At 39.5% G+C, this 21,890-nt stretch carries 16 protein-coding genes and 1 riboswitch; of the genes, 14 read left to right on the top strand and 2 right to left on the bottom strand.

Annotated elements, in window-relative coordinates; genetic code table 11:
* The first annotated feature begins 222 nt into the window (after window positions 1-222).
* Both BLW54_RS18100 and BLW54_RS18105 read left to right on the top strand, forming a co-directional pair.
* Window positions 223-2,625, top strand: coding sequence for a M14 family zinc carboxypeptidase (locus tag BLW54_RS18100; RefSeq protein WP_181949682.1), 2,403 nt, complete (start codon window positions 223-225; stop codon window positions 2,623-2,625).
* Window positions 2,626-3,249: 624 nt separating this feature from the next.
* On the top strand, window positions 3,250-3,513 hold the full coding sequence (locus BLW54_RS18105) for a hypothetical protein (protein ID WP_035511587.1): 264 nt from the start codon (window positions 3,250-3,252) through the stop codon (window positions 3,511-3,513).
* A 425-nt stretch (window positions 3,514-3,938) separates the two neighbouring features.
* Here the strand turns inward: BLW54_RS18105 and BLW54_RS21060 are convergent, their stop codons facing one another.
* Window positions 3,939-4,343, bottom strand: a complete 405-nt coding sequence (locus BLW54_RS21060; RefSeq protein WP_231622456.1) for a hypothetical protein — start codon at window positions 4,341-4,343, stop codon at window positions 3,939-3,941.
* A gap of 211 nt (window positions 4,344-4,554) precedes the next feature.
* Here BLW54_RS21060 and BLW54_RS18115 point away from each other — a divergent pair, with 211 nt between their 5' ends.
* From BLW54_RS18115 to BLW54_RS18170, 12 genes are all read left to right on the top strand, one after another.
* Window positions 4,555-5,118: a hypothetical protein gene (locus tag BLW54_RS18115; protein ID WP_035511585.1), complete on the top strand. Its 564-nt coding sequence runs from the start codon at window positions 4,555-4,557 to the stop codon at window positions 5,116-5,118.
* A gap of 512 nt (window positions 5,119-5,630) precedes the next feature.
* Window positions 5,631-7,388, top strand: coding sequence for a sensor histidine kinase (locus BLW54_RS18120; RefSeq protein ID WP_074736119.1), 1,758 nt, complete (start codon window positions 5,631-5,633; stop codon window positions 7,386-7,388).
* A 37-nt stretch (window positions 7,389-7,425) separates the two neighbouring features.
* Window positions 7,426-8,613 (top strand): response regulator transcription factor, encoded by a 1,188-nt coding sequence (locus tag BLW54_RS18125; protein ID WP_035511581.1) that lies wholly within the window; start codon window positions 7,426-7,428, stop codon window positions 8,611-8,613.
* The gene (locus tag BLW54_RS18130) at window positions 8,606-9,895 is read left to right on the top strand and encodes an ABC transporter substrate-binding protein (RefSeq protein ID WP_035511579.1); all 1,290 of its coding nucleotides are present in this window, start codon (window positions 8,606-8,608) and stop codon (window positions 9,893-9,895) included. The genes BLW54_RS18125 and BLW54_RS18130 overlap by 8 nt, the downstream gene beginning before the upstream one ends.
* A 160-nt stretch (window positions 9,896-10,055) precedes the next feature.
* Window positions 10,056-11,531, top strand: a complete 1,476-nt coding sequence (gene sacB / locus BLW54_RS18135) for a levansucrase (protein ID WP_074736122.1) — start codon at window positions 10,056-10,058, stop codon at window positions 11,529-11,531.
* Between the two features lie 92 nt (window positions 11,532-11,623).
* Window positions 11,624-13,189: a glycoside hydrolase family 32 protein gene (locus BLW54_RS18140; RefSeq protein ID WP_074736124.1), complete on the top strand. Its 1,566-nt coding sequence runs from the start codon at window positions 11,624-11,626 to the stop codon at window positions 13,187-13,189.
* 546 nt (window positions 13,190-13,735) lie between these two features.
* A complete protein-coding gene (locus BLW54_RS18145; protein ID WP_074736126.1) occupies window positions 13,736-14,548 on the top strand; it encodes a sulfite exporter TauE/SafE family protein in 813 nt (270 codons plus the stop codon).
* An 11-nt stretch (window positions 14,549-14,559) separates the two neighbouring features.
* The gene (locus BLW54_RS18150) at window positions 14,560-15,945 is read left to right on the top strand and encodes a bifunctional metallophosphatase/5'-nucleotidase (RefSeq protein ID WP_035511571.1); all 1,386 of its coding nucleotides are present in this window, start codon (window positions 14,560-14,562) and stop codon (window positions 15,943-15,945) included.
* 114 nt (window positions 15,946-16,059) lie between these two features.
* Window positions 16,060-16,833: a sporulation protein YunB gene (gene yunB / locus BLW54_RS18155; protein WP_035511570.1), complete on the top strand. Its 774-nt coding sequence runs from the start codon at window positions 16,060-16,062 to the stop codon at window positions 16,831-16,833.
* A gap of 54 nt (window positions 16,834-16,887) precedes the next feature.
* Window positions 16,888-17,071, top strand: a riboswitch (Lysine riboswitch).
* A 133-nt stretch (window positions 17,072-17,204) separates the two neighbouring features.
* Entirely contained in the window at window positions 17,205-18,764 is a 1,560-nt protein-coding gene (locus tag BLW54_RS18160) for a Na+/H+ antiporter NhaC family protein (protein ID WP_074736129.1), read from the top strand.
* Window positions 18,765-19,223: 459 nt separating this feature from the next.
* Complete coding sequence (locus tag BLW54_RS18165; RefSeq protein WP_074736131.1) at window positions 19,224-20,750, top strand: sodium-dependent transporter; 1,527 nt, start codon at window positions 19,224-19,226, stop codon at window positions 20,748-20,750.
* A 1-nt stretch (window position 20,751) separates the two neighbouring features.
* Window positions 20,752-20,850 carry a methionine/alanine import family NSS transporter small subunit gene (locus BLW54_RS18170; protein WP_074736134.1) on the top strand — a complete coding sequence of 33 codons (99 nt, stop codon included), beginning with the start codon at window positions 20,752-20,754 and terminating at the stop codon, window positions 20,848-20,850.
* A 37-nt stretch (window positions 20,851-20,887) separates the two neighbouring features.
* Here BLW54_RS18170 and BLW54_RS18175 read toward each other — a convergent pair whose 3' ends face one another.
* On the bottom strand, window positions 20,888-21,808 hold the full coding sequence (locus BLW54_RS18175) for a M23 family metallopeptidase (RefSeq protein WP_279626565.1): 921 nt from the start codon (window positions 21,806-21,808) through the stop codon (window positions 20,888-20,890).
* Window positions 21,809-21,890: the final 82 nt, after the last annotated feature.

The following is a 21,890-nucleotide window of genomic DNA, read 5'->3' on the forward strand; positions in this document are numbered from 1 at the left end:
TTTCACTAAAAGTTTGCGGAGAAAGCTACGTTTCTACGCAAACTTTATTTTTTGGTTAAATGGATGGATGGAGGATCAGGCAAGGTAGATTGGATAGATTAAACGTTTAATTGATTAACGTAGTACAAAAGCACTCCCTTTAAACAGTCAGATCGGTTTATACAATTTCTGTTACTTATGGTATAAACTAGTCATTATATCTTATAGACTAGGGGGTACATAATGAAAAAAACATTAATGACTGGTATGGCAGCCATTACGATGCTTTCTTCACCTATAACGGTCGCAGCAGAGTCACCTAAATGGCACAATGTCAACGTGAATGAAACAACGCAGGAGGAAGATGAAAGTCTTTTTAACAGTGAAAACTATGATTTTTTGAAGTACTCGAAGGTGGAAGACAAACTACGGGAAATTGCTAAACATAGTAAACGGATCACAATGGAAAGTTCGGCAAAATCTTCTGGCGGACATGATCTTTATACGGTAACCATTTCCGATCCAACCGTCAAAGGGAAATATGGGTACCAGAAATCGTTACGAAAGAAGATGTTCAAGAACCCTGAAAAAGCTCAGACATTTATTGAAAACCACCCTGACTTTAAAGTGCCGGTGATGATTAATGCGTCTATTCATGGCACAGAGTTTGTGGGTTCAGATGCTGCGCTACAATTGATTGAGCGTTTTGCGACAGCCAATGATCAGGAAACGAAGGAGCTACTTGAAAATCATATTCTTATTTTTAATGTGGTCGCTAATCCGGACGGTCGGATTGATGCAACACGTTTTAACAGCAATGGTATTGACTTGAATCGAGATTTTATTACACAGTCTCAAGCAGAAACCAAACATACAGTTGAGTTGATCAAAGAGTGGAACCCCATGGTCTTTCTTGATTTGCATGGCTATGTGAAAAGCTATGGCGGACCGGATCATCCAGGTTTAATCGAGCCGTGTACACCACCGCACAATCCGAACTATGAGTATGATCTATTCTCGAAGTGGGCGCTTGATCAGGCTGAAGCTATGGAAGGAAGCATTGTAGAAAACCGTGCAGATTATGAAAATACAAATACAGATGTTTCGGGGGTCGACTATCAATCGATGACAGGTACATATATTCCGCAGCGTGATGATCAAGCAGGCTGGGATGATTATCCGCCGATTTTTACACCGATGTATGCGATGTACCACGGGGCTTATGGATATACGCTTGAAGCACCTACTAATGATTGGGATGGCGTCCAATGGCATTATGATGCGGTTATGGGAGCACTTGAATTTTCCAATGATAACAAAGAACAAATGATCAAAGACCAAATCGAGGTTTTCAAACGAGGCATCCAATTTGATCACCCATACCATACGGAAGGGTTCTTCCCGCAAGCGTATATTTTATCAGGAGATGAAACAGACTCAACGGCAACCGAAAAAGCAGTTGAGCATCTGATGTTCAATGATATTGATGTCTCTGAGTCGAAGAAAGCATTCGAATATGACGGTGTCTCGTACCCGGCGGGAACGTATATCGTAGACATGAGCCAGGCGAAAGCTGGACTTGCGAACACGATGCTGTGGGATGGAGAAGATATTACCGATCTCACACCATCTATGTATGATATCTCTGCCTGGAATTTACCGGAATTGTGGGGCTTTGAAGCGGTAGAGGTTAAAGCGGACAGCTCCTTTAATGTAAAGACTAGCGATGTGAAGAAAGTAAAAGCCGATGGGGAGTTAACCGGAAACGGTCCATATGTGATTCCTAACTCTTCTGTAAAAGCTATTAATCTTGTTAATACTTTGGTGAAGAACGGGTTTAGAGTGACCATGGATGGTAAGCAATTCTATGTGGATGCAAACAAGTCGCCTGAATTGAGAAAACTTGTGGAGGCGTCTGGCATTACCGTCAAATCGATCGAGGCTGTTGATGGTGAACCATTAACTTCTCAGAAAGTAACGATTCTAAAAGACGGCGGTATGAACAAAGGTCAATCTCACGCAGGCGCACTTATAGCTTTGGAACGATTAGGGTTTGAAGTACAAGAAATCACACCAAGAGAGCTGGCAGAACAAGGGTTAGGAGATACAGAGGTCTTTTTCTACAGTGGCACGTCAAACTTGATTTCGTATAACAATTCGCCTCCGAACGCTGAATTCGGACTCGGAAATGAGGCACAGTATAATGCCTTTAAAGAAAACATCCACTCCTTTGTTGAAGATGGGGGGAAATATATTGCTGTTGGAGCTGGCGCTTCCGATGCCGCGAAGCAACTGGGGCTAACGGATGTCACCGTTCATAAAGGTGGTTATAATAGTAATGGAATCGTCCGAGTGAATTACGATTCTGTTTCCCTCACTTCTGGTTATGGAGAAACCGATTATGGTTTCGTTTATCACCCTGTTTGGTATACGGATGTGGAAGGAACAGATGTCCATGCCACTTATAAAGACAGCAGGAATTTCTTCATGGCGGGACACTGGGAAGACCGCGCTGATGCCCAAGGGCAGCCGGTCATCATTAAAGAACAGGACCAGGACGTAACGCTTATTGGACTTGAAGCAGGATTCCGTGATCACACGGATTACTTATTCCGGCTCTTCTCCAACGCCATTTACAACAAATAACAATTGGGTATCTTCACCACCTTCAGTCAACCAGGTTCTGGATGACTGGAGGTGGTGTTTTTTGTGAAAAAAAGTGGGGTAAAAGTGATTTAGAGGTTGACGAGATTTCCTTAGTGTAAATTTGAAATAAAAGTCGCGGCGTTTATAAAAAAGTTTAATTAAAAATCCTGTGTGTTGATAGGCAGGATTTTTTCTTGTTCCATAAACGGGCTAATTGAAATAAAAGAGGTTGCTTAAAAGCCACTTTTATATACAGCTATCAGGCGCACTTGAGCGTGAGTAAACGTTGATTTATCAACGATAACAAGGATACCTCTATTATCGCTTTGTTCTAACAGAGAATTACCAAGGAAAAGAGAGCAAAGAAAGTACTTTTACCCACGTTTGAATTTCAAGCCCGTTCCTTTTATAAAATCGTGGTGTATGAAGTTGGAGGTAAAATTAAAAATTATCCTCCTGCCAGCAGTTATTATACTATGGTAAAGACACTTATTTAACAGAATTTCTTGATGAATATCTTGGTTTCGGTGGATATTAGTTTCCGAAGAGTTGTGTTCTTTCTGACTAAGGGTTTATATAATTTTGCCGATTGGAATAAACTATCTTCATAAAGGAGTTGGTAGTATGGATATTAATGGCAAAATCGTTCGTGGAGAGTTTGATCGTATCAATGACGAATTTGTTTTAAATCAAGTGAAGCACTTTACGACTCAATCCACCCTTAATAAAGAGCAATTGGATACAATTTATGATTATTTGAATAATCATAAAGATGAAGGAGATGGTCAAATCCTTACTTTGAATGAACAGATGCTTGTTCGTTTGAGTCAAGAAGAGTCGAGTCAATTTATAGAGGACTTAAAACAGATTCGTGAATGGTACCAATAAATTCGATAAAGGATAGGCATCCTAAAATCAAGTCTTCAAGATAAGGGGGCGATTATTCAATAAGAATAGTTGTCTTTTCTTAAGTATTGGGCAGGGTAATTTGAAGGTGAGATAATAGAGTCTTTTTGAATCATTAATAACCTCTTTTGGCAAAATAATTTAAAGAAGCTTCAGCCGTGCTGAAGCTTCTTTAAATTATTTTTTAAATTTCTCTGGAAATTGTTTTACAATTCCCTCCGAGATTACATCGACATTAAATTATATGGGTGACCCCTTCATCAATCGCAACGATTCTTGCATCCCAATCTTTTTCTAAGCTTGCTGTTAAGTCATCTGTTACCAATTCTAAATGCTTATCCAACAACTTTTTTAATTCCTCATTTTTTAAATTAGGGTTGGCCCTACTAAGGAACGCTACTATATCATCAGTTACATTCTTGGTTTAGCTGATGAACCATATCTTCCTTACCATTTTTAGCGGCATCTACAATCTTGCCAGCCATACCAATATGCTCCTTAAGCAAATCTGCAAGTTTACTTCCTGCGTCCTCTCCGTATATCGACTTCACAGTATTACCGATATCTTCCTGATTTTTCAGAAGCCTTGATAGCACTTGCTTGTGATCCTCCGCACCTGCTGTTGTTGCACTTGTATTATAATTACTTGTCCATAATACATGATCAAACCAAAGTCTCCTGAATTCATTTTCGAATTTCACCTCTGATTGACTAATACTTTGTTCCTCTGTGTTCCCATTTGCACTAATTGGACCAGGTAGCATGGTTAGCAGAAATAACAAAGGTAACATCATAAACCCTAATTTCTTCATCAAACCTGCTCCTTCCAAATAAAAGCACCTTCATATTATTGCTATAGGGAATTTTTTCATTCCTCAAGATTTGAAGGCCACACTTGCGTTTGGGAACATCCTTTAAAAACAACGTTCCTTTTTGTTATGAGATAACATCAAGCTTTCCTTACAGTATAAAAATTGCGGTACTAGCAAATATATAAAGACAGGATTATAAGGAGTGCTTAGTATGGATCAATCGCAACTTTATATTAAAATTTATGAAACGAAAGAGCGCCTTAGCAAATTGACAGATGAATACTGGAGTTTATACTCCGGTCTCGAGACATGGTATTTTTGGTTTAATATTGCAAGTGTGCTCATATCTTTTATTATTCTCTATTTAAAAATAGATAAAAATAGGTTATTTGAAATCAGTTTTTTTGGTTATACAGCACATATATTATGGTCTAATGTAGACAGCGTTTTATCTCATAACAATTATCTAATCCATCCCCATCCTATTAGCTCCTTGACCCCGACGGGTATTACAGTTACAGCTGTTTTGTTTCCCGTTACTTTTATGCTGGTATATCAGTATTGTACAAATAAGGAGAAAAACTTTTATGTTTACACGATTATTGTATCCCTCATATTTGGATATGGATTCGGCGGTTTATCAAGCTTTTTGGAGTTATTGAAAATGCACAAAGGTATGACCTTAACCTATCTAGTTTTTATTGATATTGCGGTTGCTTTCCTTTCGCTATGGATGACAAGACTTTTCCTTATGTTCAAAAATAGGCATCACTAATTTATAGAGCTGTTCTCGTAAAAAACGTTCTACATACATGATCCATATAAGGAAATCGAGCATACAAACGATGGATATAGAAGCTATCGTTTGTTTCTGCTTGTTTAGGAGAGAACAATTTTCAACCGGACGTAGTGGACACTTTCCATTGCTTCTTCATAGAGAAATTATATAACCGAAATTCCAGAGAATAAGTTTTCGCACCCTACTTATTATAAGGTCAGCCAGTTATGATTAAACTGGCTGACCTTTTTAAATAGGTTCTATGCTTGAAGTGGCTGGCTAGAGTTATTTTTATAGGAGTATAGTTTTATTTTTACAGGTTATCTAGCACCAAACTTCATGTTGACAGCGTTTGCGAAGTAGGATGGATAGAGTCAATCTAGTTCCACCTCCGACTATAGTTTACCTCTTAATGAAGTTTGACGGTAAGCGCTTAGATAGGATAGCTTAGGAATTTGCAGAACAAAATTAGATGGCCTCCATCCCTGAATCAGAAAGGGGAATTTTTAATGAATAGTATCCAGAGCCGGCTTTTGCTAATGCTGCTTATCTTTATACTTTTCCCCTATTTCCTAGTTGTGCTCCTTATTTATGGCTATACAAAAAACAGCGTGGAAAAGCATGAGCTTGGAAATAGCCAGGAACAAATAGAAGAAAGCTCCGAAGAATTGAGGCAATATTTTAGTGAGATGCTAGATCTTCCGTTTCTTTTGTATCGAGACCCTGAATTGTTTCGTATCTTTAATAATGAAGTGGAAAATTCCAATTATCTTGAAAAGAGTATTCAAAATTTTTATCTGATGCGCAAGGAAATTCGGCAAGTCCGTTTTTATATGGATAAGAATAAAGAATCTTTTACGGTATACAACGCTATGGTAAGTGCTCGGAAATCAAAAAACAATTTCCTAAAGCAGCCCTATATTAAACAACTGACCGAGTCGAACGTGTCCAACATCATTGAACCGCCGCATCTAATTAAAAATTATAATAATGCAGCCATTGTTCCAAAATCCGATCAAACAAAGGTCCTTACCTTTCATCATACAATCACAGATGTATTTACAAACGAATTTCTCGGCGTCATTTCTATGGACGTGGAACTGAGCAAGGTTGCCCAAATCATAGATGACTTGACCAAGGAAAAGGAAGAGTCTGTCTTTCTGCTTAATGAATATAATCAAGTTATTTATGCTAGTGATTCAAAACGGATCGGCCAACCTGCTTCTCCGGAATTAATGAAACAATTAAAGCGGGAGAAAGATAGTAATGGAGACATCCCTCTCTCCAAAACATTATCTGCTCCCCTGGAAAAATGGAGATTAGTTAAAATCACTCCTAGCGAAGTTCTATTCCATGAGGTGCGGCAAACGGTTTATACATACATTTTAGTTGGATTAGGTGTTGGTGCCTTAGGTTTGATAATGATGAGTGTGATTGCTTATAAAATCTCAAACCCAATCAAACGGCTTACTAGAAAGGTACGAATGATTGACGGTGGACATACAAATATGGCTTTTGATAATAGAAGAGAAGATGAAATCGGTTATTTAGAAAAACATATAAAAGATATGATGGCCCGTATTAATCGTCATATCGACCGGGAATATAAGCTGGAAATAGAAAATAAAGAAAATCAGTTCAGAGCTCTTAAGTCACAAGTGAACCCTCATTTTTTGTTTAACACCCTTCAGTCGATCGGAGCAGTTGCTTTAAGATCTGGTGCCCCAAATGTCTATAAATTAGTGACTTCCTTATCAAAAATGATGCGCTACTCTATGCAGGCAAATGAGTGGGTACTGGTTAAGGAGGAAATAAACTATATAAAAGCTTATCTCTCCCTTCAAATGGAACGATTCTATAATAATATAAATTATTCTATTACTATAAGTTCCAAGGTGCTGGAAATGGAAATTCCCAGTATGATTCTACAGCCGCTTGTTGAAAATTTCTTTAAGCACAGTTATGAAGAAGGGTTTACCGATGCCTGCTTGACAATTTCTGGAGAGATGGAAAAGGGGATTCTCCACTTTATTGTTGAAGATGATGGGGCAAGCCTGACAGAAAATGAGCTTCAATCTTTAAGAGAATACATTTATAAATCTCACCGAAAAGGAGTGGCCGTGAAGGATCATATTGGATTGAAGAATATTCACGACCGACTGGTGCTGAATTACGGAAGTAAGGCTGGTATAAAAGTGGATAGAGATCAGGGCCGGGGATTTATCGTGGAGGTTTTCATCCCTATTGAAATGGAGAGCACTGAATAACTCTGTCCAATGTATTTTTTAGAAGGAGGCAAAAGGTGTGAAGGTATTAATAGTCGACGATGAGATAAATGTACTTGAAGTCGTTCGTTTCTTAGGTGAATGGGACAAATATGGCATCACGGAGATCCTGGAAGCAGGTGAAGGGGAAGAAGCAAAAGGCATGATCAAAGCAGAAAAACCAGAAATTATATTTACAGATATTAAAATGCCTGGAATGAGCGGAATGGAGCTCATAGAATGGTTAAACTATATTTCTTATCAAGGGAAAGTGATTTTCATAACTGGGTATAATGATTATGACTTCATGCGAAAAGCTATTAAATACAATAGCTTTGATTATTTACTAAAGCCTATTGAAGGTGAGGCTTTTAATAAGACTTTAAAAGAGGCTGTTGAGAGCTGGAAGAAGGACGAGCAAAAAACATACCCATCAGAAGATATCATGGATGACGGTTATTTGAAATTAAAGATAGATCAAATGGTTACAGACGCATGTATGGGAGAACCCTTTAATCCGAATGATCTGCAGCCTTTTCTTCCAGAGGCCGATCATTATGAAGTGTCTCTGCTTTCTTTTTATCACATGCATCATGCGGACCCGTATATCAAGTCTCTGGCAGAAAAGCTCTCCAAGCAAAAGTTAGGAAATGCTTTCACCCTTCAAAATGACCGAAATCTTTGTCTTGTTTTAACAGTTGAGGAAGAATGGCTAAATGTAGAAGAATGGATATGCGAACACTTTGATATCCCGCTGCGGCTGGTGACTAGCAAACATCCGCAGCCTTTAAATCATCTATTCGATTCGTACTTGGAGCTTCAAGAAGCTATGGACCACCATCAATATCGGTCACTCCACCGATTGGCTGATTTCGATACGGCGAGACGGATGAAAGACATCGTTTCCTATGTAGATACCTATTATATGGAAGATTTAAGTTTAGAAAAATTATCGAATTTATTTTTCTTTAGTCGCGAGCATATCTCCCGGAAATTTAAACTAGAAACGGGGCTTCCTTTGTCCAAGTACGTAACAAAACTTAGAATTGACCAGGCGAAAGCATGGCTAAGAGAAACAGATGAAACCATTTATTCAATTTCCTTAATGCTTGGTTATCAGGATGAAAAGTATTTTTCTAAACTATTTAAAAAAGTAACCGGTTATACACCATTCGAATTTCGAAAAAGAGGTGAAAATAGATCAGGAGGTTGTTCGGCTTATGGTTAAACGTGTGACTGCTGGAGTGAAAAGAAAACTTCTTCCTATTAGTTTGATTGGTTTGCTTCTTTCTGCTTGTCAGTCGAATTCTCCTATAGAGGAAAAACCCAAAGAAGAGCAAAAGATTACCTTGGAAATCCGGAATCCAAAAATTGAAATTGCCTCCCCTTTTGAACGAATGGTTGATGCTTATGAACAAAAGCACCCGAATATAGAAATTAAAGTTCATACCGTTGGAGGGGCAATAGATGATTTTTCTGATTTAAAAGCCCAAATGGCAGCAGGTAAGGGGCCTGATATATTTACAAATCTAGGTTTCGAAAATACCCGGAAATGGAAAAACTTATTAGAAGATTTATCTGATCAGCCATGGGTAGATGAAGCTTACCAAGAAACGTTAGAACCTATAAAGATTAATGATAAAATCTATGGAATGCCAATGAATTTAGAAGGCTATGGGTTTGTTTATAATAAGGATTTATTTGATCAAGCAGGGATCAACTCTCTCCCTTCTACTCTATCCGAATTGAAAGCAGCTGCTGAAAAATTACAGAGGGCCGGTATCACCCCTTTTGCGACCGGATATTATGAAAAGTGGAAGCTTGGGGATCACTTGATGAATATCGCTCTCGTCCGGCAAGACAATCCTACGGCTTTTATGAAAAGGTTAAACAGTGGGAAATCATCCATAGAAAACAATCCTGCATTTCGTGATCTGTTGCAATTATTGGATCTTACCGTCAAATACGGAGGGGATGAACCGCTAGCGACCGATTATATTATGGAAATTCACACATTTGCCTCAGGAGAAGCAGCAATGATCCTTCAGGGAAACTGGATCCAGCCGATGATTGATGAACGTTCTCCTGGTATGGACATTGGTCTTCTCCCTATTCCAATCAATAATCATAATCAAAAGAATCCGCTTGTTGTCAATACACCGAGCTATTGGGTGGTTAACAAACAAACAACACCTTCAAAAAAACGGGAGGCAAAAAAATTCCTGAACTGGATGGTAAATTCTAAACAAGGCCAGCGGTTTATGACAGAGGAATTAAAGTTTGTGCCTGCGTTTGAGTACATAAAAGCAGATAAATCCGGTCCCCTGGCTAATGACATCATAAAAAAATACAAGGAAGGTCGTACTATATCCTCCAACATTATTAAATTCCCCGCGGGTGTACGGGAGGAATTTGGACACGCCACTCAACGTTATATTGAACATGAAATAACTCGTGAACAATTACTTCGAAATTATCAGAAAACCTGGGAGCAAGCTAAAAAAAACTGAGTCTGCTCCCAGGTTTTCGTTTCTTTTCTTCTTCAGTATCCTAATCAATTCACGACTAAAATGGTATCAATATCCACCATATTCAACCTCCAAAAACTTTCTTATACTTTTAATTGTGTTGAGATCGGGCCCGATAAAAAACAATGATAGGAGGAAGAAAATGAACTTAAAACTACTTGCCAAAAAAGCAACGATATTGACATTAAGTACAGCCATTCTAGCAGGGGGGAGCGGTCTTGTTCACGCGGAACAAAAAGCTCATGAAGATACTAAAGAGGATTATGGTATTTCCCATATCACTCGTGCTGATATGGAAGCTATGGCCAAACAGCATGGAAACGATAATTTTGAGGTGCCAAAATTTGATGCTTCCACTATTCAAAACATTCCATCTGCTGCAAAGGTAACGGAAAATGGGGAAGAAATTAAGTTAGATGTATGGGATACATGGCCTCTCCAGAACGCGGATGGAACAGTTGCCGAATATCAAGGTTACCACCTTCTATTCGGCTTAGCAGGTAAACCAGGCCACCCTGAAGACACACATATTTATTTGTTCTACAAAAAAGCGGATGAAACTTCTATTGATGCGTGGAAAAACGCAGGGCGTGTATTTGACGAAAATGACAAGTTCGAAGCCAATGATCAATTCTTAAAAGATCAGTCAGAGGAATGGTCCGGGTCGGCTACGTTTACATCTGACGGAGAAATTCGCTTGTTCTATACAAACCGCACAGAATTTAATGTAGACAAAGAACAATATGGTAAACAGACATTGACAACAGCACAAGTAAATGTTTCTGAAGCAAATAATGAAACCATTCGAGTAGATGGTGTAGAGGATCATAAATCTATCTTTGAAGGTCAAGACGGGTCTATTTATCAAAACGTGATGCAAGCTTTCGGTGGAGAGACTATCAACTGGAAAGAAAACCATACACTTAGAGACCCTCACTATATTGAGGAGGATGGGCATAAATACCTTGTGTTTGAAGCAAACACAGGAACTAACTATGGTTATTCCGGTGAAGAATCCCTTTATAACAAGGCTTTCTATGGTAATAGTGAAAAATTCTTCCGTACAGAAAAAGAGCAGCTTTTAAACAGTTCGAAAAAAGAATATGCTGAGCTTGCGAATGGAGCTATCGGAATTATTGAAATCACTGACGATTATGAGTTAAAGAAAGTCATGGAACCATTGGTTGCTTCTAATACAGTGACGGATGAAATTGAACGTCCAAATATTTTCAAAAAAGATGGGAAATGGTATCTATTCACAAGTGCACGCGGATCCAAAATGACCATCGATGGGATCGATGAAGAAGATATTTACTTGCTTGGTTATGTATCAAATTCTTTAACTGGTGAATTCAAGCCAATGAACAAAACAGGTATAGTCCTTCATCACGACCTTGATCCATATGATATCACTTGGAACTACGCACATTATGTAATACCTCAAGAGGGTACGGATGAAACAGTAGTTACAAGTTATATGACAAACAGAGGGTACTTCAAGGACCACAAATCAACTTTTGCTCCAAGTTTTAAGCTAGAGTTAAATGGTAAGAAATCTTCTGTTGTTGAAAACGGAATCCTTGACCAAGGTCAAATTACATTGCATGGTGAAGAGTAAAAAACTGACAAGGAGAAAATGCCGATCCCCCTTCGGCATTTTCTTTTTTATCATAGGGTTTTAGTGTAAAAAATAAATGGAGGTTAGAAATCATGGATGTGTTAAAAAATCACCTCAGAAAGTTATTGGCAGCCTCTTTCCTCTTTCTTTTTATAGCTGTTGTTCTAAACATGTCTCTTTGGGAAGGTTCAAAATTTAAACTAAGTACAGTACAAAATCCACCCCCATATTCTTATCGAGCAGATTATCACTTTACATCTCCAGATCATTGGAAAAACGACCCTCAAAGACCTATCTATTTAAATGGTAAATATCACTACTATTATCTCTATAATAAAGATTACCCCGATGGAAATGGTACGGAATGGCGCCATGCTACCTCTAAGGATTTTGTTCACTGGAAGGATGAAGGGGTCGCTATTCCTAAATACACGAATGAAAATGGTGATGTATGGTCAGGTTCTGTTGTGGTAGACCACAAGAACACCGCAGGGTTTGGCAAGAACACCATTGTGGCTATTATCACCCAACCCTCAGCCAATGGCCAGCAGGAGCAGTACCTCTGGTATAGTTTGGATGGAGGGGATTCCTTTTCGGCTTATAAGAACGAACCTGTTTTGTCCAATCCTGGCACTGAAGATTTTCGGGACCCGAAAGTCATTTGGAATGTGCACTCAAAAAAATGGATCATGTTAATGGCAGAAGGATCAAAAATTGGTTTTTATGAATCAGGAAATCTAAAAGACTGGAAGTATACAGGCGGATTCCAGACAGAAAAAATGGGGCTGATTGAATGTCCTGATCTTTTTCAAATGCGCGCGAGTGACGGAACGATCAAATGGGTGATGGGAGTTAGTGCCAATGGCCAGGAACAAGGGGGACCTAATACCTACGCGTACTGGGTTGGACACTACAAGGGAGGAAGGTTTGTTCCTGAACATGAAAAACCTAAATGGCTGGATTACGGATTTGATTGGTATGGGGGAGTCACTTTTGATGATGGTAAAACGGAAGATAAGCTCAGCCACCGATATGCATTAGCTTGGATGAATAACTGGAAGTATGCAAATAACACTCCGACACTAGAAGAGAATTTTAATGGCTTAGACTCGGTTGTCAGAAAAATAGAGTTAAAAAAAGAAGGACAGGGCGGATATTTTCTTGCTTCCCAGCCAAATAAGGGTATTGACCAATTCATTCAGTCCACTGATTCATATCGAAATCTTGAAGTGAATGGTATGAAGACATTGAAAACAAAGGGGGATGTCTACCAACTAGAAGCAGATATCAGGTTGATGGATCTAAAAAATGCAGGGATCAGAGTGAGAGAATCCAAGGATCACTCTCGTCACATTGATATTGGTGTTTCTTTAGAAGGTGGCTATTCCTATGTAAACCGGGGCTTGACGGCACACCCTGATCATAACGATCATATGCTTGAAAGCCAGGCCCCAATAGATAAGAATAAAAAAACAGTACACTTGAAAGTACTCGTGGACAAAACAAGTGTTGAAGTATTTATAGATGATGGAAAAGTTGTTCATTCTAATCAAGTATTTCCACCTAAAGAGGATCAGGGAATCACTTTATTTTCAGAGGGCGGTCGAGCAGTTTTTGAAAATGTAAAAATTAAACATATGGACTCCGCTCATAATTAAAACGCCTAAAGAAATAAAGAGGAAAAATATCGATCTCATGTTTCTCTCATTGTAAGAAAAGTGTATAAGAACGACGATTGGAATAATTTTAAAATGGAAAGTTCCATCGCTTAAGAACTGTAAACTCTTGTTAGAATATGTTTCTGACAAGGGTTTATTTTTAACACATCTTCGCCCGTAATAAATATGGCTCTTTGTATGTTCATTATATTTCCTTGATACAGGCATACCATGGGGTTGCTCTATAGGGAAAATAACACAGAAGAAATACGGATGGTTATATATTATAGATGTTAGAAGATTAAAAACAGAAATTGTGGTTTATTAGGAGGATAAAATAGAAAACAAAAGAATAGCAAGTTGTACCTAGCCCAATACAAGTTCCTCTTTCCTCAAGATCTTATTCGTTCTTAGCATGACAACTAATCTGGAATCAACTCAGCAAAGGCATCACGTCAATTTTAGTGCGTGTTTCAGACAAGATGTTTTATGAATACAAAACATGATACTATAATATTATCTATTAAGAGTTAAGGAAGATAAAGTATGTTTTTGGTTATGTTAATTATAGGTATAGTTACAGCCCTTGTCGGCAGTATAGCCGGTCTTGGCGGAGGCGTCATTTTGGTGCCTGTTCTCCTTTTTTTGGGAGACCATTTTGTTTCATTTGATTGGGTGAACCCTCAGTCGATTGTTGGAATCTCACTTGTTGTGATGATTTTTACTGGAATGTCTTCGGTTATTTCGTATATGAAACATCAGCGTGTGGATGAAAAAATTGGACTAGTGTTTCTCTTTGGTAGTATTCCCGGAGGGATTTTGGGAGCTTGGTTAAATCAATTTTTTGAAACTGATGGTTTTTCGTTATTTTTTGGAATTGTTATGATAGCTGTATCCCTGTTGTTTTTTATTCCAAGGAGAACAGCTGGTCACTCTCTATTTAAAACGGGAATAGAGAGGGAAAAAGTTATCGATGGGACCGTTTATAAATACCGTATGCCTTTTGTGGTCGGTTTAATTTTATCTTTTGCTGTGGGGATGCTTTCAGGCTTATTAGGCATAGGTGGAGGATCTTTGATGGTTCCTGCTATGATTCTTCTTTTGAATATACCGCCACATATAGCGACAGCGACGTCCATGTTTATGATCTTTTTTGCAAGCATTACTAGCTCATCTGCCCATATAATCCTGGGACATGTGGATTGGAGCCATACACTATGGTTTATTCCGGGAGCTTACTTAGGAGGAATGTTAGGTGCCTGGATCAATCGACTGCTTGATGGACAAGCGGTCGAAAAGTTTCTGAGAGTACTGCTTGTATTAATCGGCATACGCTTAATCTGGCAAGGTTTAGGGTGAGGAGACTGATGATGAAGGAAAAATTATACTTTTATTATACAAGCGATTTACACAGTCATTTTGAAAATTGGCCCCAAATTGTCGGGTATTTTAACGACCAGAAAAAAAAGCATGAAAAAAAAGGGGAAGAATGCTGGCTATTCGATAATGGGGATCATGTCGATCGATTTCATCCCATTGCTGAAGGGTTAATGGGAAAAGGGAATGTTGAATTATTAAATGAAGCAGGATATGACATCGCTACGATTGGTAATAATGAAGGAATTACATTAGCTGCTGAAGATCTGCATTCCTTATATGACCAAGCAAAATTCCGTGTGGTTTGCGCAAATTTGGATTGCCGTCACACTTCTTCTCCTTCCTGGTTGAAACCGTATCATATTCTAGAGTCTTCCTATGGTACTCGTATAGGAATCATTGGTCTAACTGCCCCTTTCCAAGCCTTTTATGAACAGTTGGGGTGGGACGTCCTACCCCCATTTGATGTTTTGGACGGTCTCATGGAAGAGATCAGAAAAGAGACAGACATTATCATCCTGCTTTCACACCTTGGTATAAATGAAGATGAAGAGATAGCCAGAAGATATCACGATATTGACATCATTATTGGTGGGCATACCCATCATTTGTTTAAAAACGGGGAATATATTGATGGTGCTCTCTTAACAGCTGCTGGGAAGCACGGCACCCACCTTGGTGAAATCGCAGTAGAATGGAATGTCGATACTCGTCATTTAGAGAAAAAAGAAGCCTATGCTATTCCGACGGAACATATGAGAAAAGATGGCGGGGTGACAGGAAAAGTCCAGGAGATCCGTTCGAAAGCTGTCCATGAACTAGGAACTCCTATTACCACCTTGAAAGAACCGCTTCACATTGCCTGGTTTCAGAACACACCACTTATGGATCGTTTAACAGAACAGTTAAGAATTTGGACTTCTGCGGATATCGCCATGTTGAACGCAGGTGTCCTCCTTGATCATTTACCAGCCGGTAACATTACTTATGAAGATATTCATCGCATTTGTCCACATCCGATGAATCCGTGTCGTGTTGAGCTGAGAGGTGATGAGCTGCTTGAGGTGATCCGTGCGGCTTATACTAAAGAGCTTACAGAAATAAGGTTGAAAGGTTTCGGGTTTAGAGGGGAAGTCATTGGGAAGATGGTTTTTTCTGGGGTTGATATTGGTATAGACAAAGATGATAGTGGAGAAGAGCATGTAAAAAATGTGTTTTTTAATGGGGAGCCCATTGACCATCAACGAACTTATCGCTTCGCTACAGCTGATACGTTTACATTTGGAAGGTTTTTTCCAGAGATTGCTTATTCAAAATCAAAGAAATATTACATGCCGGAATTGCTTCGGGACCTTTTGTCGGAAGCTCTTAAATCATAGTTTTAAAAGCTGCCTTAGAAGACAGCTTTTAAAATACTGATGGCCAGTTAACATCTTAACTTCATGCTTAAACCCTCCTTCTCTTTCATATAGATAGATGAGGAGGGTTGTTCTATGCCAAAGAAGAGTGCGACTACTGGCTCCACGATCGGAAAGCGGATTGTACTTAGTCTGCTGTTTTTCGCTCTTTTCACAGCATTAAGTCTGTGGTTTATTAACAGAGGGGTGACTCCGGCACTTGTAGAAATCGCAGAAACAAAGGCCCAGCAGTTGGCCCGGGACGCAATTAATGAAGCTGTAAGCAAAACCATTGCAGAAGATTTACAATTCAATGATCTTGTAAAAATGGAAAAAGACGATCAAGGAAATATCGTGTATATGGGATGGAATTCTGTTGTTGTCAATAGAGCATTAAGGGACACGACTATTCGTGTTCAAAATTTCCTTAAACGGATGGAACTCGGGGAGCTTCCTATGGAAGATACCTCTCTTGAGCCTGATATAGATCCTGATATGAGTCAGGAAGAGTTAGGAGAACAACCAGCCACTCTCATCGAACTTCCAATAGGTGTGGCAACGAATAACAGCTTGCTCGCAAACCTTGGACCAACAGTGCCTGTACAGCTAAGGGTCATCGGAGATGTCCAATCAGAAGTCGAAATTGAGATGAGTGAATATGGGATTAATGCAGCTTTATTTGAATTGACCATTCATTTTGAAGTTAATGTAAGGATTGTCATTCCATTCTCAACAGAAACAACAGTAGTAACAAATAATATTCCGATAGACCAAGCGACTATTCTGGGAGAGGTTCCTCGTTTTTATGGTGGAATGGGAGGCGAAGGAGAAAATCCATCTTTCTCTGTTCCAATGGAACCCTTGCAATAGGAGCAATCAATTGTTAAAATGGCTAAGAATTGAATATGCGTGACCTTATCAGATCGGTGAGGTAGAGGTGCAGACACCATCAGTAATCAATAGGAGCTCGACAAGCGACGATCATTGATGGAAGGGGATGTTTGCCGAAGTGTTTCATGGTGAGTCAAGTTATGAAACGCTGGTGTATATCTGAATAAGAGATACACTGTCATGCATGCTTTTGGGTGCATGGGGCGCTACTGATCGAAATGGAGGATAATCAAATTGCCACGAGGCAATGGTAGATTATTTTCTATCATTGTCTTTTTTTTTATTCCTCAATTTTATCCGCAGTAGCCTTCCGAATCCCGCTACACCAAGATTTACGGAGGGGAAACATTATGGAAGGAACCATCTATTCTTTAATTCCAGCAGTTTTAATGTTAGTCCTTGTTTTGCTGACAAGGAAAGTTATCCTATCCTTAGGGATCGGGATAATCATAGGAGCATTCATGCTCACACAAATGGATATAGGGGCAGGACTTGCTTTGATCTGGTCGATCTTTGCAAACATCTTTGTTAGTGAAGGTTCCCTGAATATGGGAAGTATTTATCTGCTATCATTTCTATTCTTATTAGGAGTTACCACCGCCTTCATGACAGCTTCAGGGGGAAGTAAAGCCTTTGGACGTTGGGCCGTTGAACGGATTCGTACAAGAAAAGGAGCCGGACTTGTTCCTTCATTACTTGGAATCGTCATTTTTATCGATGATTACTTCAATGCGCTGGCTGTAGGACAAGTTGCTCGCCCTGTGACGGATCGTCATCACTTATCTCGAGCTAAGTTAGCGTATTATATTGATTCCACTTCGGCTCCAATTACTGTTATATCCCCAATATCAAGTTGGGGAGCCTACATTATAGGTACAATTGGGAGTATTCTAGCTGCTAATGAAATTACGAAGTATCAGGCTTTTGAGGCATTTGTTCTGATGATTCCATCAAACCTATATGTGTTTGCAGCGTTATTGCTCGTCTTTTTGACCATTTATCTCCGATTGGATATTGGTCCTATGAAAGTCCATGAACAACGAGCGTTGGAAACAGGTGAATTGAACAACCCTGAAAAAGGTGATGTTCCTGGCGATTTGAACGATGAATTCAAAGATCATGATAATGGTAAGATCTCCCATTTGATCTGGCCGATTGTTGCTTTGGTTGCCGGAACAGTAGTCACGATGATTCTTACAGGAATTCGTAATACAGAAGGGTCTGCAGATATCCTGTCCATCTTTGCAAATACGAATGTGAATATTTCTCTGTTCATAGGTGGAGTCATTTCGGTGCTCGTTGGTTTCGTTCTGTATGTAAGCCAGCCGGCTCCAAAGTCGGGAATTGCTGTTGTTTTTGGGCACGGGGTGAAAGCAATGCTGCCCGCTATCTATATACTGATTTTTGCGTGGATGATAGGGGATATTATTGGACAGTTACAAACTGGCGAATTCCTGGCACAACAATTCAGCCAAGCGGACTTTAACATGGCCTATCTGCCGCTAATTATCTTCCTTTTATCAGGATTTATGGCTTTGTCCACTGGTACATCCTGGGGTACGTTTGGCATTATGCTCCCAATTGCCGGTGAAATTGCTGCTGTAAGTGACCCTGCGTTGCTCTTACCAGCACTGTCCGCAGTTCTAGCAGGCTCTGTCTTTGGAGATCACTGTTCCCCAATTTCGGATACCACTATCCTTTCTTCTACAGGGGCAGGATCGAACCATATTGATCACGTAATGACACAGCTTCCTTATGCTCTGATTGCTGCTATAGCTGCTTCAATAGGATATATTATTCTTGGTTTGTCAGGGAGTGTCTGGCTGCCATTACTTCTTACATTAGTTATTGTTGTAGTGATCGCATTGAGTATTCACAAGTTTAATCCTAAGATATCCAGCAAGTCATAAAAAAACAAAACGCGTATGGAACCAAAAAGGTTCCATACGCGTTTTGTTTTATGACCAAATACCGCTTATGATCCGGGATTGAGTAAGGAGGCGCTTTTGTTCTTTATTAAGAAATTATGCCGAACGGTAATGCAGGCTGCTGACTAAAGAGGAAGTTTGGTAATAGATTCCTTCCTTGTAGGTCTGTGACAGCACTTTCTGCTTTGTATCTTCCTTGAAATCAGAACTTTCGTTGGGTTTTCGGATGACGAACTGAGTATAAAGTTTTGACTAATACATAAATTTTCATCTTCAGTTAGTTCATAACACTCAAAACCTTTAACCCATTACCAATTTCTGAAAATTTAAAAATTATTTTGACAAGCCGTTCTTTCATGGTTATAATTTAAGCAGAATAATCAGAAAAATAAAAATTTAAAAACATCTTCCTTTAAGGTGTTTACTCAGGAGGTCTTTTGCATGGAAAATCGTGCACAATGGGGAACACGAGCTGGTTTTATACTAGCAGCTGTCGGTTCAGCTATTGGTTTAGGTAACATTTGGCGTTTCCCCGCAGTAGCTTATGAAAATGGTGGTGGGGCTTTCTTTATTCCTTATTTATTTGCCCTTCTTACAGCGGGAATTCCGCTCCTGGTGATGGAATTTACTATTGGGCACAAGTTTAAAGGTTCTGCTCCGCTATCCTTCTTTAGAATGAACAAGAAGACTGAGTGGCTTGGATGGTGGGCTGTACTTGTATCATTCGTTATTTCAACATATTATGCTGTTATTATTGCCTGGGCAATTTCTTACAGTATTTTTTCATTCAACCTTTCTTGGGGTGATGACACAGAAGGCTTTTTGTTTAATAATTATTTGCAATTATCCGTAGATCCTGGTCAGACAGGAAGCCTAGTACCTGGTGTTCTCATTCCACTCCTAATTGTTTGGGTGATTACTTTAGGTGTTCTTTTCAAAGGAGTCAAAAAAGGAATTGAAGTGGCAAACAAGATTTTCATTCCTACACTAGTCGTTCTTTTCTTAATCATTGTGATACGTGCGATTACCCTTCCAGGAGCTGCTGAAGGACTTCAAACGTTCTTTGCTCCGAATTTTGAAGCTATTACCGACAGTTCTGTCTGGGTAGCGGCGTATGGGCAAATATTTTTTAGTCTTTCTATTGCATTTGCAATCATGATTACGTATTCCAGTTACCTTCCAAAAAAATCGGATTTAACGAATAATGCGTTTATTGCTGGTTTTGGTAACTCAAGTTTCGAACTTTTAGCTGGGATTGGGGTCTTTGGTGCTTTAGGATTCATGGCATCACAGAGTAATGTTCCTGTAAGTGAAGTGGTAAGTGGAGGAGTAGGGCTTGCATTTGTAGTCTTCCCGCAAATCATTAATGAGTTCCCTGCATTGAATGGGCTGTTTGGTTTCTTGTTCTTTGCTTCACTCGTACTCGCCGGGCTCTCTTCCCTTATCTCTATCTCAGAGACTTATGTAGCTGGGTTTAGTGAAAAATTTGGATTATCAAGAAAAGCGGCAGTGGGATTCGGGGGTGGCCTTGCAGCGATTATTTCCTTGCTTTTCGCTACCCAAGGCGGACTGTTTTTCTTAGACGCTGCTGATTATTTTATTAACCAATTTGGTGTCGCGTTTATAGGTCTCGTGGAGGTTGTGGTCATTGCTTGGTTCTTGCATAATCTTAGTGATTTTCAGGCACATGCCAACGGGATTTCCGATATTCGCCTCGGCGGATGGTGGAAAATTTGTCTCGGGGTTATCACACCAATTGTCCTTGGTTTTATGATGTTTGATCTCTTTAAGACGAACCTTCTTAAACAATTTGATACCGAGACAGGAAACTATGAAGGTTATACAGATGGATTCATTTTGTACGGCGGCTGGTTTGTCGCAGCCTTTGCAATCATTGTCGGCTTCCTAATGACATTGAAACGTTGGGATGCAAAAGCAGTCGATGAGGTGAAGAAGGAGGTAGGTTAATATGACAGCAAGCGCTATTATAATGATGGTTGTCGGTATGATTGTGATCTGGGGAGGTTTAGCTGCTAGTATTACAAACGCGGTGAAAAAGTCGAAATAAGCAAAAAGCGTCGCACTTGAAATAAGTGCGGCGCTTTTTAGTTTTTGGCCATTCGTTCCCATTTCCTTAAGAAAGGATGGGGATCAAAAGACCATTCATTTTTTCCGTTGTCTTGATACATTCCATAGTGCAGGTGAGGTGGGAACTTCCCAGAGGTACCAGGAGGCCCGTACCCAGATGCCCCGACAGAGCCAATCTGGTCACCGGGTTGAACAATGTCACCAACTTGGATATCTTCTGAAAAGCTTTGCAGGTGGGCATAGTAATGATAAATATTGTAAATATCTCTAATTCCTATACGCCATCCGCCAAACTTGTTCCAACCTTTCATTTCTACGACGCCATAAGTGGTTGATTTAACAGGCACCCCGTAATTAGCGAAGATATCAGTACCCTCATGGATGCGCCGTCCTCCAAAGCCGCGGGCATCTCCCCATGTACTTCTATAGCTGTAGTTGGCCTGAATAGGCAGGGGGAAATCGCGGTTCGTCAAATCGACCGTTTGAAATTTCTTGAATACCTGAGCTGTATTCATAATGGTCTGGACGGTAAGATCTCTCTTATAATAATTCCACAAAGCGATTTTAATATCTTCTTTTGTTGTTCCGTATGATTGGATGTATTTACCTATCGAGTATAAAACATCTTCATCATTATCCAATTCTATTTTCTGATCACCATTTCCATCAGCCCCCCAGCCATCTGGGAAGAAAGTGGATGGCATTTCTCCTGTAGATCCAGTCCAAAACATAGGATCAACTTCGATTGCGGTTACTCGACCTTTCTTTGGATCATCATGAACTTGTCTTTCATATTGATCGACAGCAGCCAAGTATTCCCAGGGGATATCCGTAATGGCTGCTGATTTTTTATATAATGCCATACGCGCATCGCTTTCTTCATCCGCATGAATTTCGCTGAATGGGACGAATGTCCATATAGAAAGGCATATGATCATCGAACTGATGTATTTCATAAACTCACCTTCCGTGTTTGATACCTTTAGGATGGAGCAGGTGAGCCTATGTTATGAATGGAAA

The sequence above is a fragment of the Halobacillus karajensis genome (assembly GCF_900108515.1).
Taxonomy (GTDB): Bacteria; Bacillota; Bacilli; order Bacillales; family Halobacillaceae; genus Halobacillus; species Halobacillus karajensis.

Excerpts from the sequence above, each read along its gene's own strand:
- BLW54_RS18100 (WP_181949682.1), top strand. The coding sequence starts at position 223 with ATGAAAAAAACATTAATGACTGGTATGGCAGCCATTACGATGCTTTCT.
- BLW54_RS18105 (WP_035511587.1), top strand. The coding sequence starts at position 3,250 with ATGGATATTAATGGCAAAATCGTTCGTGGAGAGTTTGATCGTATCAAT.
- BLW54_RS21060 (WP_231622456.1), bottom strand. The coding sequence starts at position 4,343 with ATGAAGAAATTAGGGTTTATGATGTTACCTTTGTTATTTCTGCTAACC.
- BLW54_RS18115 (WP_035511585.1), top strand. The coding sequence starts at position 4,555 with ATGGATCAATCGCAACTTTATATTAAAATTTATGAAACGAAAGAGCGC.
- BLW54_RS18120 (WP_074736119.1), top strand. The coding sequence starts at position 5,631 with ATGAATAGTATCCAGAGCCGGCTTTTGCTAATGCTGCTTATCTTTATA.
- BLW54_RS18130 (WP_035511579.1), top strand. The coding sequence starts at position 8,606 with ATGGTTAAACGTGTGACTGCTGGAGTGAAAAGAAAACTTCTTCCTATT.
- sacB (WP_074736122.1), top strand. The coding sequence starts at position 10,056 with ATGAACTTAAAACTACTTGCCAAAAAAGCAACGATATTGACATTAAGT.
- BLW54_RS18140 (WP_074736124.1), top strand. The coding sequence starts at position 11,624 with ATGGATGTGTTAAAAAATCACCTCAGAAAGTTATTGGCAGCCTCTTTC.
- BLW54_RS18145 (WP_074736126.1), top strand. The coding sequence starts at position 13,736 with ATGTTTTTGGTTATGTTAATTATAGGTATAGTTACAGCCCTTGTCGGC.
- BLW54_RS18150 (WP_035511571.1), top strand. The coding sequence starts at position 14,560 with ATGAAGGAAAAATTATACTTTTATTATACAAGCGATTTACACAGTCAT.
- yunB (WP_035511570.1), top strand. The coding sequence starts at position 16,060 with ATGCCAAAGAAGAGTGCGACTACTGGCTCCACGATCGGAAAGCGGATT.
- BLW54_RS18160 (WP_074736129.1), top strand. The coding sequence starts at position 17,205 with ATGGAAGGAACCATCTATTCTTTAATTCCAGCAGTTTTAATGTTAGTC.
- BLW54_RS18165 (WP_074736131.1), top strand. The coding sequence starts at position 19,224 with ATGGAAAATCGTGCACAATGGGGAACACGAGCTGGTTTTATACTAGCA.
- BLW54_RS18170 (WP_074736134.1), top strand. The coding sequence starts at position 20,752 with ATGACAGCAAGCGCTATTATAATGATGGTTGTCGGTATGATTGTGATC.
- BLW54_RS18175 (WP_279626565.1), bottom strand. The coding sequence starts at position 21,808 with ATGATCATATGCCTTTCTATATGGACATTCGTCCCATTCAGCGAAATT.